Here is a 12,996-nt window from a genome sequence, read left to right on the forward strand (position 1 = left end):
CGAACCAGCATTGCGCGACCTCCGCGCTCCGTGCAGATCACGCATGAAAAGCTTTCGCATGAATCCCTGCAGCATTTTCCGACGCCGAAACTGCTAGATTCGTTTTTTTCAGAAGATTGGCCGTTTCGCAAGCATCGAGCCATCAGGCCCAATTCAAGGACAATTGCTCACACGCTCTGTCAATTTTGTCTTTGAGGCTTGTGCGTGGTACGATATGGTACAAAGAAGGTGATGTTTGTTTGGACATTACGCGGAGCAACGGTAATTTAGAGTCATCTAATGTATCAAGACTCCGCGCTCCAATCGCTCGAAGAGCACAAAAGTAAGAATGCGAAATTTACGCATTCTCTTGATTTTTCAACCTTTAGCTTTCAACCTCGCGAGCAATTTCCGGCTTTCCGTTTCGCCAATCGAGGCGTGATGGACTTGTCAGCCGTGCGGGATTGTCCTCAATCCTTTCCGGCCCGCCAAACGGTGTGGAACCTGGATAGACTCGCTTTTATGCGAACTGAGCTTCCAGGCGAAAATCATGCTCATCGCCAGAAGCATCTGAAAAATGCCGTTCTTGACCATTGGTATGTCACCCTGCCGTTTTGCTTGCCGGGTGAGTGGCATAAAGGCGAGAAAGCTGTGCCTGAGCTGCACTGCCTGGCCAGCCCGTTCGATAGACAAATCAATCACGACGGGGTCCTTACGCTCTTCATCCCAAACGATCTGTTTACCTCGACTGCCGGGCTCCATCGAATGTTGGATGCCAAGTTCGAAGGAGGGCTCGGTAAGCTGCTGGCAGACTACCTGCTTCTTCTCAACCGGTCGCTGGCGGATTTGCAGTCGCCGGAGATACCATACGTCGTCGAGGCAACACGAAGCCTTGTGGCCGTATGTCTCGCGCCCTCCCAGGATCGCTTGAGAGAAGCACAAACCCCAATCGACGCGACATTTCTAGGCCGAGCGCGACGGATGATTGACGGCAGACTTGTGGATCACCAATTGACATCCCAAACGCTGTGCGCGGAACTTGGCGTGTCCCGCTCCCGGCTATACAGAATTTTCGAGCCGCTTGGGGGAGTAGCTTCTTACATTCGGAGGCAGCGGCTACTGCGAACGCGGGACGCGCTCTCCGACATTGGCGATACGCGGTCCATATCCCGGATCGCCGAGCAATGGGGCTTCGTCGATGCTTCCAGCTACAGTCGAACGTTCAGGCACGAATTCGGCATTTCACCGAAGGAAGCACGGGATATCGGTTGGGCGAGTGATGGCTTCGTCGTGGCGCAGCAATGCCAGGCACGACACGAAGGGCCGCAAACGCTTTACCAGCTACTCCGCACTGTCGATGGAACCTGACCGGACCGAGCACGGCGGGACTAGTCCGCGCTAACGTCAGCTTAGCCGCCTCACGGCGCTCCCAGGCGAGCGACGGTCTTACCTGCAGCATCGACGAGCATCAGATTTCCATCCTGTACCGAATACGCCGCAGTTTGCGAAAGCGCTGCGTGGAAGACCGCCTCTTGAACGGACTTGGCATCCTCGCAGGCCATCATTGTCGATGCCAGCTGGCCAAATTTCATTGTCGTACCTTCTATGTTGACGTTGCCGCGAAAAGCGTTGCAGCCACCATTGCCGCTCACCGCGCCATCAGCATCAAAAATAAGCGTCGACGTCACGTTCGGATCGGCGCTCTTGCCGTCCAGCTCTAAAACCCTCCATTCGGTACCTGCCAGCGAGACGCCGGAAGCCTCCTCTGCGTTGTTACTGCCCGCCTGAACGAGGAGGATTGAAAACAATTCTCCCGCTCTCGCCAGATCGACCGGGGTCGGCTCGGCACTGGCGAACCAGGCGGAGCCGCCGACCTCAATGCGGGCCTGTATCGCATAGGCCTCTCCGCTCGACAGTTTGCTTGAATCGACAACCAGGCCAAAGGCAATGGGAACTTGTCCGGCCGGCGCCACGGTAGTTGCGGCCAGGGCGGTTTCTGGCTTGGCCAAATCTATGAATTCCACAAGGAGAGTGGCATCTGAGGGTAGCGCAATCCGCTCCCGGTAGAAGGCGCTGCCGGACAGTTTCACATCCGTAGCATACGCGCCATGCGACGCCAGGCAGCATATGGCTGCGGCAACAAGGGCTGACAGCAGCTTCACGGCGTTTCTCCTACTTATAACAATGACAAAACTGAGATTTATCCGCTGACAGGCGTCGCCCCACGCGTGATGAAAAGGACCTTCAGCCGAGCAATATGTTCAGGTGTAATGCTCGGCGGATCGGTTACGGCCAGCCACGCATCGATATAGTGCTGTGGTGCAAAGACATGGCCGTAACCCATTGGAGACGTCGTCGCTATTGCCATATCGACCGTCAGTTGCAGCATCGTGATAAGCGGATACCAGCGAACCTCTTCCGATACGTCGGGTCCGCGCGGCTCTTTCATCCAATCGGGTTCTCGATAAAGCGTGGCGACGTCGAAGAAGGTTATCGGATCACTGGCGTATTGAAGGTAGACTATCCGGATCGGTCCCCACTCTGCGTCTGGAATGTCCAAGGCACCGTTCTGATTGGTGAACCGGACGATCGAGCTGTTGCGAAAGCGGGGGAGCCATTCGGGCGATCCGGAATTGCGGCCGTCAGTAACGGATCGCCAGGTGCGGCTTGCGAAGGGTGGCCCGCTCCACAAAGCGCCTTGAAACGGATCTGCGACGACATCGTAAAGGTTCGCCGACTGTTCGGAGTTCATCGCCCCGAGGCTTAGGCCGTGCAAGTAGAGTTTCGGGCGGACGTCGCGTGGAAGCGAAGACCAGTAGGTGTAGACCTCTTGGAACAGCGCGTCGCCGGCCTCCGCGCCGTAGTCCGGCTCGACCAGGAGGGATAGCCAACTGGCGAGGTAGGAGTATTGCATTGCGACGCTCGCGACATTGCCCCTGTGAAGATATTCAACCGGGTCCAGCGCAGCCGGATCAATCATGCCGGTACCAGTCGGCACGATGATGATCAGTATGGACCTTTCGAACGCGCCGGTACGTTTCAATTCCTGCAAGGCCAGCTTCGCGCGTTCATCGGCAGTGTCGGCCGAACTCATTCCGACATACACCCGAATAGGGTCCACAGCCCCTTCCCCGAAGAAAGTTGCTATCTCTGCCGCCGTTGGACCGGAACTGACAAACCTGCGGCCCTGCCTGCCGAGTTCTTCCCATGACAGCAAGGAAGCCGCGCTCCCGGTCTTGATCGATTGCGCGGGCCTGCTGAGGTCATCTTCGATGAGAGCATCCATCTGCTTGAACGAAGAATCCAGGATCCGAAGCGTCAGCCTGAAGACCAGTCCCTCGACGACCGACCAGAACAGCGCGACCGCCAGCAGGCCGCCGACAAGGTGAGAGACCCGCCTCGGGACGAAGCGTCCCAGCCAGCCGGAGAACACCAGGAAGGTGTGCCTGAAGAGGTGCGCCAACAACATGAGTGTCGCAAATACGACGACAGCGACAATCCCTGTTTTGAGCGGACTCGCGGTGTCCAGCGGAGCGAGATCCATCAAAACGCGGATCGAATTCTGCCATTCCAGAGTTCTCCAAAGGAACACGGCGGCAATCACAACGCACGTGCCGGCGACTGCAATTCTCGTCGCCTTCAGGGTTCGGTCGCGTAGCTGCGGCAATTCGAGATAGGTCCACAGCGAATAAGCGACGAAGCCGATGCCGTATCCGAGAGCAGCTGAAAGTCCCGAAAGCACACCCTGGACCAGATAGGATCGTGGTATAAGGCTGGGCGTAAGAGAGGCCGCGAACGCAAGGGTCGCTACCAGTATCCCTGTCGCGAGGAGTGAATGTGCGAGCTTGGTCAGGATCGCGCGCAACCCATTGATCCTCAGCGTTTAGCGGACAGCAAATTTGTAAGGCCGGCGCAACAATCGAGGCCTTGGGCTGAGTCTAACGGCCTCCAGACCCTGGAAAGATAGCCCAAACAATTATCTTCTAATGCGACGCAGATCGACGACGCGGCCATTGTTCGCGCTCACTGCAATTTCGAAACGGCTTGCGCTGCGCCTGGCGCGATAGACGAAGAACCGCCCGCGGCAATCGACACGTCGAATGTCTCTGAAGCCGCGATTGCGCAAGATTCGCTCGCCATCACGACAAGTGATGGCACGGCCATTATTGAGGCTGGTGCCGATATTGATGTTTATCGTGACTGCATGGGCGGGCGTTGGCGAAGCTACAGGGACAGCGAAGCTGAGAGCAACACCAAAGCAAGCGAACAAAAGACGACGCATAAGGCTTCCTCCGTATCGACGGGCCCTTCGATAACAATTCGTCCTCGGCTGCCTTGTCAAGGCAAAGACGGTGCCGGTTCATAATTTAGAGACAACCAGACAAAAGTTCAGGACCCTTTGCTCATGACCACTCTCCATCGAAGCTAAGACCGAGATGAGTAGAAAACAAAACTTGCCTCCTGTCTGCGTGTTGCCGTCCTTGCCGCCACCGAACAGGGGGCAGGAGCGGGCGCCCTCGCAGGAGCCGGATGCGGAGCTGGCGCCTTTCTCGGCGCTGTCGTGGCGTACTCACTCTGGGTAAGTTTCACCGCCATCCGGCCCCGCCTTGTTGAAAAGGATGAATGCCAAAGGGTCGCCAGGCTCGGACGGTACTTCGCTGCGCTGGCCCGCAATCTCTCCATTAACGCTGCTTGTATATTCCGCGACCACTTCGCCGAAGCTGTTGCGCTGGATGGCCACCTTTTGTCCGGCTTCGACCTTGTCGTTGAGCTTGACCAGATGCTCGATAAACCCGCCCTGGGTTGCCACGACCGGAACCGCGCTGTTGCCTAAGAAAACACCCACGTCCTTGCCTGTCCGTCCCATTGGGCCGGCCAGGATGCCGTGATGCTTGAGGACATTCATCGTGCCCTCCACGAACAGGGGGATCATCTCGAGATCGAGGACGCGCGCAGCGCCGACCTCCGGGCAAAAAGACGGGATACCCACGTCGACAAACGCGTTATGCAGGACACCGGGATATGTATGATTGTCGAAGATCTGGCCGACCGGGTACAGTTCCACCATCGACCGTATCTCGGGCACATCCATGCTTGCAATATTGAATGCGGTGACTTCGAATCCGCTTGTCCCGGTATGGAAGTCGATCGCCGCGTCGGCGTTCGGCCGCAGCAGCCGGTTGAACAGCAGCCCGGCGTGCCGGCTGGGCGCGGTGAAGCCGTTCTCGTTCCCGGGCCATTCCCGGTTCATGTCGATCAGGCCGGCGCCCCTGCCCGAATTGGGCCATCTGCGCTGCATGCCCTCCATAGCCGGGCGGGCGATGTCCGTGACCGCCATCACCGTGCCCGACATTTCCGCTGGATCGAGCTGGTTCATCACGGTCAGGACCGTATGCACGGAACTCATCTCGTCGCCGTGCACACCGCTGGTCAGAACGACGCGCTTGCCCGGCTTTGCCCCCTTGGCGACCGCCACGGACACATACCAATACTGTCCGGTGGGCATCTGCACGCCCTGAAAGTACAAGAGGTGCTTCTGCCCGGCTTCCAGGTCGCTGACGTCGAGCGCACTTACGACCTTTTTCCCCTGGATCACTTCGCCGGTATAGACCGTTCCCTGAGACCCACCGGATGCGGCGTCGGCAGAGGGAGCCGCTACGTCCTGGGCATTTGCAGAGCCAGCGTTGGCCGCGAGGGCGGCCGCCGCGCCAACCGTCGCGATGGATGCTATTATCAGATCGCGACGGTCGAGGCCTTTTTTGGATAGGTCCGACATGATCAAGTCCGTTGTGTGTATCAAGGTCGCTTCGGCTTGAGCGGTCGTTGATGGAGAAAGGAACGCTCGGAGATCATCAGATGGACCGTGACTACAGCTTAGGATGCTTCCGCTTCCGTTGTTGACGATAGCGCCTTCTGGCCGCCTTGCCATTGGCCCAGAATTCCAAAACTGTGCCTCTCGTCCTACATCGGACGATATTCTCCAAAGCGCTCCTGTTCCCTCGGCCTATCGCCCGATTTCGCCAGCGACGCCGGCATGATGAAGCGTGAGGCCAAGTTAGTTGCCTCAGGCTGTGGCAAGACTGGAAACGGATTTGACATCAGTCAATCGATTCCCCGGCGCTGCGAAAAAGAGACATGGGGCACATAAGCAGGACTCCATGCCGATTTCTTCAGGTGCTGGACGCCCTAAAATATGGCACCCCCTACGCAGCCCTAATGGCTGCCGTCGACAGGAGCCTCCATGTCAACCCTCATCGTCATTGTTTATCCCACCGAGGCGAAGGCTGAAGAAGTCCGCCAAACCCTGCTCGGTCTACAGAAGGAATATGTGATCAAGCTTGGCGACGCTGTCATCGCCACCAAGACCGAGGCGGGAAAGGTCAAGCTGAACCAGCTTATGAACACCACGGCTACCGGCGCCGTTTCCGGCAGCTTCTGGGGATTGCTCATCGGGATTTTATTCCTCAATCCGCTTATAGGCGTGGCGGTTGGCACGGCTTCGGGTGCGCTTGGGGGCGCGTTGACCGATGTCGGCATCAATGATGCCTTCATGAAAGATCTGTCGGCAAGCATCGTGCCAGGCAATGCCGCGCTCTTCCTGCTGATCCAGGAGATGACCGAAGACAAGGTTCTGAAGCAGATCCAGGGCTTCGGTGGAATCGTCCTCAAGACCTCGCTCGACGAGACCAAGGAGCAGGTTCTGCGCGACGCCCTCAAGCGCCATTCCGCAGAAGCCGGTTCGGCGCCGTCGGCGTAGGCGGCATCGCCGCTCCCGTTCGTGCTGGAGAAAGTGACTGTTGTCCCCGACCGAAACTGTCATAGCCATCGCCATCGAGATGCTCTGCGGCGCGGCGGGGGCACTCGCTGTGCGGTGGTGGTGGCCCAGCGTTGAACTTACCAAGATCGCAGCCGTTCTGGCCGGCATGGCCGGAGGTTTTGCGTTGACCTTCGTAGCTGCGCAGATTCCCGGCATTGGCCACTTGGTTGGGCACGCTGAAAACGCCGCCGATTCCGTCATGCGCGGGCTGGGCGGGCTTACCCCTGCCGTCCTGATCGGGGTCGGCATATCGGGCCTGCTCGGTGGCGTCGTTCTGATGACTGTTCACGGTCTAATCCGAGCCCGCGTGAAAGGTTAATTTCCGGGGCTGGCTGCTCTTACTGTCCCTATCTACCTTGGGCGCTTCCCACCTCATCGTCAGGGGCGCCTAACAACTGGGCGAGCCACCTGGCCGACGGAGACTGGGCGCAGAAGGTCAGCACTGCAATTGCTATCGGGACCCCGATGAAGGCGCCGAACAGGCCCCAGAGGAACATCCAAAGGAAGACAGAAAACAGCACGAGAAAGGGCGACAGCGCCAACGCCTTGCCGGCCAAACGCGGCTCTACATAACTGCCGATCGCGAACTGGATGAGATTGAGGCAGGCAAAGACGAAAAGTGCGGAATACAGGGATTCGAACTGGGCCAGCGCGTAGAAGGTCGGCAGCAGCGTTGCGACGAACGGGCCGACGAAGGGGATGAAATTCAAAGTGAAGGCGATGACGCCCCACTCCGTGGCAAGCTGCAGGCCAAGCGCCAGGGTAAACACGTAGATCATGCCACCCGTTGCAATGCTCATGATCGTTCGGATCACCAGGTACCGGCGCATCTTGGCGGCTGTGCGTTCGCCGCCGACGATCAGGATGCGCGCAGCCTCGCCGCTGAAGATGCTGGGGATTTTACGCGCCAGCGGGCCGACCTCGAGCAGGCCGAGCAGCACGTAGATCAGTACCACGATCCAGAACGAGATCGTCGTGTTCAGCCGTGCTGACAGGCCCTGCATCGCCGCCACAGCCCAGCGCACATTGAAATGCTCCGCCCATAGGCCGGCAACGGCGATCCCGTGCGTCTCCAGCCAGGCTGTCGCCTGTTCGTAGAGCGCTTGAAGCCGCGGCGTCTCGGCGATGACGGATCTGCCGATCCGACCGAAACCCCAGGCCACGACGGACGCGAACACGATGAAGACCAGCATGACGAGCGTTACAACAATGGCGAGCGCCAGAAGCTGCGGCAGGCGTGCCTGCAGCCGTTTCTGAACCGCCAGACGATCGCGATGATAAAGAGCGCGCAGGCGACCGGCGCAATGATCGCGTCGGCGAAATAGAGCGCGGCCAGCAGGAGAATTGCGCAGATGATGCCCAGCAGTACCGGAACCCAGCGGGCATTCATGGTAATTCAGAATCTCCAGATCATCGGCACTATGAACACAGCCACGACAAAGAACCAGAGCATCAGCGGTAGACCAAGCTTCCAGTAGTCACCGAAAGCGTAACCGCCGGGGCCCATGACCATCAGGTTCGTGGGGGTTGCGATCGGCGTCAGGAATGCTGCGGCCGCCGCCACGGCGGTGCTCATGAGAACGGGACGGGGCGAAATACCCATGGTTAGCGCGGCTGCGACCCCGATCGGGATGACGATGAGAGCTGTCGCGGTGTTGCTGATGAGCTGCCCCATTATGGCAGTCAGCACGAACAGGCCGGCGAGCAGGGCAATGGGACCGGCGTCGCCGACCAGCGACACCAGATGTTCTGCCATCAGTTTCGCGGCGCCTGTCTCGACCATGGCGGTGGACAGCGGCATCATCGCGCCGACCAGGATCACGGTCGTCCAATCGATGGCTCGGTAGGACTGCTCGACACTCATGATCCCCGACAGGACGATCGCTCCGGCGGCGAGCAGGCCGGCTACCGCTGGCGGGGTGATGCCCGTGGCGAGGAGCACGACCATCGCGATCAGAATGGCAACGGCCTGGCGGGCACCCGGCCCCATCGGCACCGCCTGACGACGCACCAGTTCGGGCGAATTGACGACCAGGACATCCGGATCCTTGAGGCGGTGGTCGAGAGCTTTCCACGTTCCCTGCAGGAGCATCGTGTCCCCGGCCTGCAACACGATACCTCCTGCATCTCGTGTTGCGTTGGTGGCCACCATCTCTGCGCCGGCGCGCTGCACGGCAAGGACGATCAGGTCGCCGCTCTCGGTGACCATGCCCGGGAAAACGTTCTGGCCAATAAGGCCGGAGCGTGGCGGGATAACCACCTCGGCGAGGCCCGAGCTGCGGTTGAACAGCGTCTCCTCTCCCTGCCCTGGCGCCGCGGACTCGCTAAATGCGAGGTGTTTGTCGGCAGCGAACGCAGCGGCCGACTCGGCGTCGCCCCGCAGCAGCAGGTGATCCCCCTCGGCGATAACAGGTCTGCGAAGCGGGCTGGCCGTTTCACCCTCCTGAACGGCGACGACTTGCAGGTCGGGATAGGTGCCCAACTCGATCGCAGACGCGGGCATGCCGATAAACGGCGAACTTGCGCGCACGCGCATTTGGTACACGCCGCTGGCAAGGCCGTATTGCTCGACGAGCGTCTTCGCATGGCGGCTGAAGTCGGCAGGCATGGTCGCGCCGTTGCGTTCGGGCAACAGCCGTTTTCCGAACACTATGATGATGGCCATCGTTCCTGCCAGCAGCGGCAAGCCTACAAGCGCGAATTCGAAGAAACCGAAGCTGCCCACGCCGGCGTCGCTGCCCGCGTTCGACACCAACACGTTCACTGGCGATCCCGTCAGAGCCAACTTTGAGCCGGCATGCGCGGAAAAAACGAGAGGCAGGAGCAGCTGGGCCGAATTTCGCTTCAGGCGGACGGCGATGACGACCACCACTGGCAGGAGTGCAGCCACGGCGCCATTGACACTGATCAGCGCCGTAAGGAGCGCGACCATACTCATCGTCAGCAGCAGCAGGCGGGCGCGGCTCTCTTCGCCTGCGCCACGGATCAGAAGTTGCCCGGCCCATGCGGTGACGCCCGTCACGTCGAGGCCGGCGCTGACGATGAAGAGGGAGGCTATGAAGATCACCGCGGGATCACCGAAGCCGCCGAGCGCCTGATCAATCGTCAGGACGCCGGTTGCCCACAACGCGGTAGCCGTCGCCATCGCGACAACGACGACTGGCAGCCGGTTCCAGACGAACAGGACGACGACGGCTGCGATGATGGTGGCAGTGTACGCTATGGGGCTCAATCGCTTGGTTCCTCGCCGGCCCTACGGCCGACCCGCGGCATGACTGCTACTCTTCCAGTGTCGCCATAAGTACGCCCAGGCGGCAGCCCTTCTCGTATTCGGCAAGGTTCACATATTCCTTGATGGTATGGATCTCGGCCTGGCCCGCACCGATGGTGATGGTAGGGATGCCATGTTTGTCGAGCCAATTTGCATCCAGCCCGCCATTGGAGAAGAGACAGCGGGCCTCGATGCCCAGCATCTTCAACGCCTTGGTGGCCCGCGTCACGACTGGGCTGTCCTCTGCGAGTTTGAAAGGAGGGTAGGAGGTCTGGTGGCTGAACGTTACTTCTGCCGTCTGGCCCTCATGATCTCTGACCTGCCCCTTCGCCTTGCCGAAGGCATCTGCGTAACCCTTGGCGATCTTCGTTGCGAAAGCTGCCTCGGGGCTGCGAGCCTCTCCCTTGATGGATGCGTAGTCGGTAACGACATTGGTTGCATCGCCTGCGGGCTTTCCATCCCTCCCGCCGAAAATGCCGACATTGCTGGTTCCCCGGCCGTCGGGTTTCACAACCTTGCCGAACCAGCCTGCCTGCCGCGCCTCAGTCAAGGCGATCGCTCCTACCAGCGTCGCCGATATGCCCTTTTCGGGCGCCACGCCAGCGTGGGACGCGCGGCCCTTGATCTCGACTTCCCAGTTTTCCTGTCCGACCGCGCCGATGATCAGATCAGAGGCGAGTTGCCCATCGACATTGATGCACATGACCGGGCCACCGAGATCGGCGGGGTTCAACTCGCGCGCCCCGTGAAGCCCGCTCTCTTCCCGTACCGTGAAAAGCAGCGTGATCGGCGGACGCGGCAGCTTGTGCCTGATGAGCGTTTCGGCAAGCACAACCAGAAGCGCCACACCGGTACGAGCGTCGCCTCCGAGAGCTGTCGTGCCGTCGGAGACGATGCGATCGCCTTCCCTTCGGGGCTTCGCCCCGGCGCACAGCGGAACTGTGTCAAGATGGGTGGAGAAAAGCAGCCTTGGTGCGCTGCGCGTTCCAGGCAGATCTACGATCAGATTGCCAGTTTCGGTTGGCAACGCAATGCGGGTATTGGCGTCATCGAAGCGGATTGCCGAAGCTGACACGCCAACGGCCTTCAGTGCGTCACTGACAGCCGCCGCGATATTGGCCTCGTATCCGGTCACACCTTCGATCGAAAGGAACCGCATCAGGTGCTCTTCGGCGGCAGCGACATCGAGGGGAATCGGAACTTCGCTCATCTTACCTCCTCCACGGTTTGAGTGCTGTTTCGCATCGTGCTGGATCAGCCATTACAGGCCCCATGGGAGGCCAAACGCCTGCCAGCCCGCGAAGAGTGCCGTCCACAGGACGTACATCCACAGGACGTAGGGAAGCATCAGCGATACGATCGTGCCAACGCCTGCGGATTTGTCGTATTTTTGGGCAAATCCAACTACGAGAGCAAAATAGGCATTGAGCGGGGTAATCGCGTTCATCGGTGAGTCACCGACACGATAAGCCGCCAAAACAGCTTCCGGCTCGACGCCCAGTTTCATCAGCAAAGGTACGAAGACCGGAGCGAAGATCGCCCATTTCGCGATTGCTCCAGTCAACAGCAGATCGATGATCGCGACCACGAGGATGAAGCCGAGCAGAAGGGGCAATGCGCCTATGTTTGCAGCTTGCAGCGCACCCGACAGGCTCAGCGCCATAACCGTTCCGATGTTGGTGTAGGTAAAGTAAGCGACGAACTGGCTGAGCACGAAGAACAGAAAGATCGTCCCGCCCAGGTTCTTGATCGACTTTTCAATCGCGCCGATGACCTCGGTGAGGGTGCGCAGCGTGCCGGCTCCGATGCCGTACGACCAGCCGGTCACCAGGAAGATCAGCATGATCAGCGCGATCAGGCCGTTCATGAAGGGCGAGTTGCCGATCAGTTCGCCGGTTTCGGGGTTTCGCAGCGGCGCCCAAGACGGCAGTGTCAGGAAACAAAAGACGAGGATCAGGCCGATCAGCCCGTATAAGGCATAGCGCAATCCGCGGGATTCTCTTTCGGACAGTCCAGCACTCTGATCGGGAACCGTTCCATCCCCGGACTTCTCGGGCTTGTAAACCCCGAGCCGCGGTTCGATCATGCGGTCGGAGATGAACGCGATGATCACTGTCAGAAACAGCACGGATGCTATGGAGAACCAGACATTCGATGCCAAGCCGATCGATCTGTTGGGGTCGACGAGATGCGCCGCATCGTTCGTGAATTCGACCAGCACTGCATCAAGCGGCTTGATGAGCATATTGACTGTAAAGGCACCTGCCACAGCGGCGAAACCCAGGGCGAGACCGGCAAGCGGGTGACGCCCGACTGCGAGATAAGCGATACCGGCCAGCGGAATCAGGACCAGATAACCCGCGTCGGCGGCAACGCTGGCGATGATGCCGACGAAGGCGAGGATATAGGTCAGGGCCCAGGCCGGTGACACGACTACGAGCTTTCGGATCAGCGCGGTGACCAGGCCGGATTCCTCCGCCACGCCGGCGCCGACCATTGCTGCGATCATCAGCCCGACCGCAGTGAAGCTCATGAAGTTGGGAATGAGCGAGGCATACAGAAAGCGAATGCCTTCAATGCTCAGCAGGCTACGGATCTCGGTGGTCGCCGTTTCAATCTCATGCGTGTCCGCATTGATGCGTTCGAACGTCACCGCGGCGCCAAAGGCGCTCAGGAGCGCCGACAAGACGATGACGATTGCAATCAGGATCAGGAAAATGACGACCGGATGAGGAACCATGTTCCCCACTCTTTCGACTGCGTCGAGAAATCTTTGCATTGCGGTTTTTGGAACCGCATTCGCGTTGGGCATCTCGGCCTTCCTCTCTGCAGGACCCGCGCAGCGCGTCCCCCCGGCAATACTCAGATCAAACGGGCTTTGAGCTTAGTCCTCTACTGTGAGGAGTCATGAGCGCAGAATCCAAAGCCT

Annotated in this window: 10 protein-coding genes and 1 pseudogene; 3 read left to right on the forward strand and 8 right to left on the reverse strand. The window is 59.5% G+C overall.

The window, feature by feature from the left end; translation table 11 throughout:
* The first annotated feature begins 279 nt into the window (after positions 1-279).
* Positions 280-1,347, forward strand: coding sequence for a helix-turn-helix domain-containing protein (locus AC0L18_RS24200; RefSeq protein ID WP_473494482.1), 1,068 nt, complete (start codon positions 280-282; stop codon positions 1,345-1,347).
* A 50-nt stretch (positions 1,348-1,397) separates the two neighbouring features.
* On the opposite strand, the gene AC0L18_RS24205 is transcribed toward AC0L18_RS24200, so the two are convergent.
* The 4 genes from AC0L18_RS24205 to AC0L18_RS24220 all read right to left on the reverse strand — a co-directional run bounded on the left by AC0L18_RS24205 (position 1,398) and on the right by AC0L18_RS24220 (position 5,755).
* Positions 1,398-2,141: an META domain-containing protein gene (locus AC0L18_RS24205; RefSeq protein WP_473494483.1), complete on the reverse strand. Its 744-nt coding sequence runs from the start codon at positions 2,139-2,141 to the stop codon at positions 1,398-1,400.
* 38 nt (positions 2,142-2,179) lie between these two features.
* Positions 2,180-3,844: an alpha/beta hydrolase gene (locus AC0L18_RS24210; protein ID WP_473494484.1), complete on the reverse strand. Its 1,665-nt coding sequence runs from the start codon at positions 3,842-3,844 to the stop codon at positions 2,180-2,182.
* A gap of 111 nt (positions 3,845-3,955) precedes the next feature.
* Positions 3,956-4,261: a hypothetical protein gene (locus AC0L18_RS24215; RefSeq protein ID WP_473494485.1), complete on the reverse strand. Its 306-nt coding sequence runs from the start codon at positions 4,259-4,261 to the stop codon at positions 3,956-3,958.
* Between the two features lie 288 nt (positions 4,262-4,549).
* Positions 4,550-5,755, reverse strand: coding sequence for a M14 family metallopeptidase (locus AC0L18_RS24220; protein ID WP_473494486.1), 1,206 nt, complete (start codon positions 5,753-5,755; stop codon positions 4,550-4,552).
* A gap of 465 nt (positions 5,756-6,220) precedes the next feature.
* On the opposite strand from AC0L18_RS24220, the gene AC0L18_RS24225 reads away from it, so the two are divergent.
* Both AC0L18_RS24225 and AC0L18_RS24230 read left to right on the forward strand, forming a co-directional pair.
* A complete protein-coding gene (locus AC0L18_RS24225; protein ID WP_091595172.1) occupies positions 6,221-6,736 on the forward strand; it encodes a DUF1269 domain-containing protein in 516 nt (171 codons plus the stop codon).
* Positions 6,737-6,776: 40 nt separating this feature from the next.
* The gene (locus tag AC0L18_RS24230; RefSeq protein WP_473494487.1) at positions 6,777-7,115 is read left to right on the forward strand and encodes a hypothetical protein; all 339 of its coding nucleotides are present in this window, start codon (positions 6,777-6,779) and stop codon (positions 7,113-7,115) included.
* Between the two features lie 28 nt (positions 7,116-7,143).
* Here the strand turns inward: AC0L18_RS24230 and AC0L18_RS24235 are convergent.
* The 4 genes and pseudogenes from AC0L18_RS24235 to AC0L18_RS24250 all read right to left on the reverse strand — a co-directional run bounded on the left by AC0L18_RS24235 (position 7,144) and on the right by AC0L18_RS24250 (position 12,879).
* Positions 7,144-8,186, reverse strand: a pseudogene (locus AC0L18_RS24235) (AI-2E family transporter).
* Positions 8,187-8,192: 6 nt separating this feature from the next.
* Entirely contained in the window at positions 8,193-10,028 is a 1,836-nt protein-coding gene (locus AC0L18_RS24240) for an SLC13 family permease (protein WP_473494488.1), read from the reverse strand.
* A 46-nt stretch (positions 10,029-10,074) separates the two neighbouring features.
* On the reverse strand, positions 10,075-11,277 hold the full coding sequence (locus AC0L18_RS24245; RefSeq protein ID WP_473494489.1) for a M20/M25/M40 family metallo-hydrolase: 1,203 nt from the start codon (positions 11,275-11,277) through the stop codon (positions 10,075-10,077).
* Positions 11,278-11,328: 51 nt separating this feature from the next.
* Positions 11,329-12,879 (reverse strand): AbgT family transporter, encoded by a 1,551-nt coding sequence (locus tag AC0L18_RS24250; RefSeq protein WP_473494490.1) that lies wholly within the window; start codon positions 12,877-12,879, stop codon positions 11,329-11,331.
* Positions 12,880-12,996 lie beyond the last annotated feature (117 nt).

Source organism: Mesorhizobium sp. WSM4819 (assembly GCF_055811215.1).

Coding starts and splice junctions, on each gene's coding strand:
- AC0L18_RS24200 (WP_473494482.1), top strand. CDS start 280: ATGTATCAAGACTCCGCGCTCCAATCGCTCGAAGAGCACAAAAGTAAG.
- AC0L18_RS24215 (WP_473494485.1), bottom strand. CDS start 4,261: ATGCGTCGTCTTTTGTTCGCTTGCTTTGGTGTTGCTCTCAGCTTCGCT.
- AC0L18_RS24220 (WP_473494486.1), bottom strand. CDS start 5,755: ATGTCGGACCTATCCAAAAAAGGCCTCGACCGTCGCGATCTGATAATA.
- AC0L18_RS24225 (WP_091595172.1), top strand. CDS start 6,221: ATGTCAACCCTCATCGTCATTGTTTATCCCACCGAGGCGAAGGCTGAA.
- AC0L18_RS24245 (WP_473494489.1), bottom strand. CDS start 11,277: ATGAGCGAAGTTCCGATTCCCCTCGATGTCGCTGCCGCCGAAGAGCAC.
- AC0L18_RS24250 (WP_473494490.1), bottom strand. CDS start 12,879: ATGCCCAACGCGAATGCGGTTCCAAAAACCGCAATGCAAAGATTTCTC.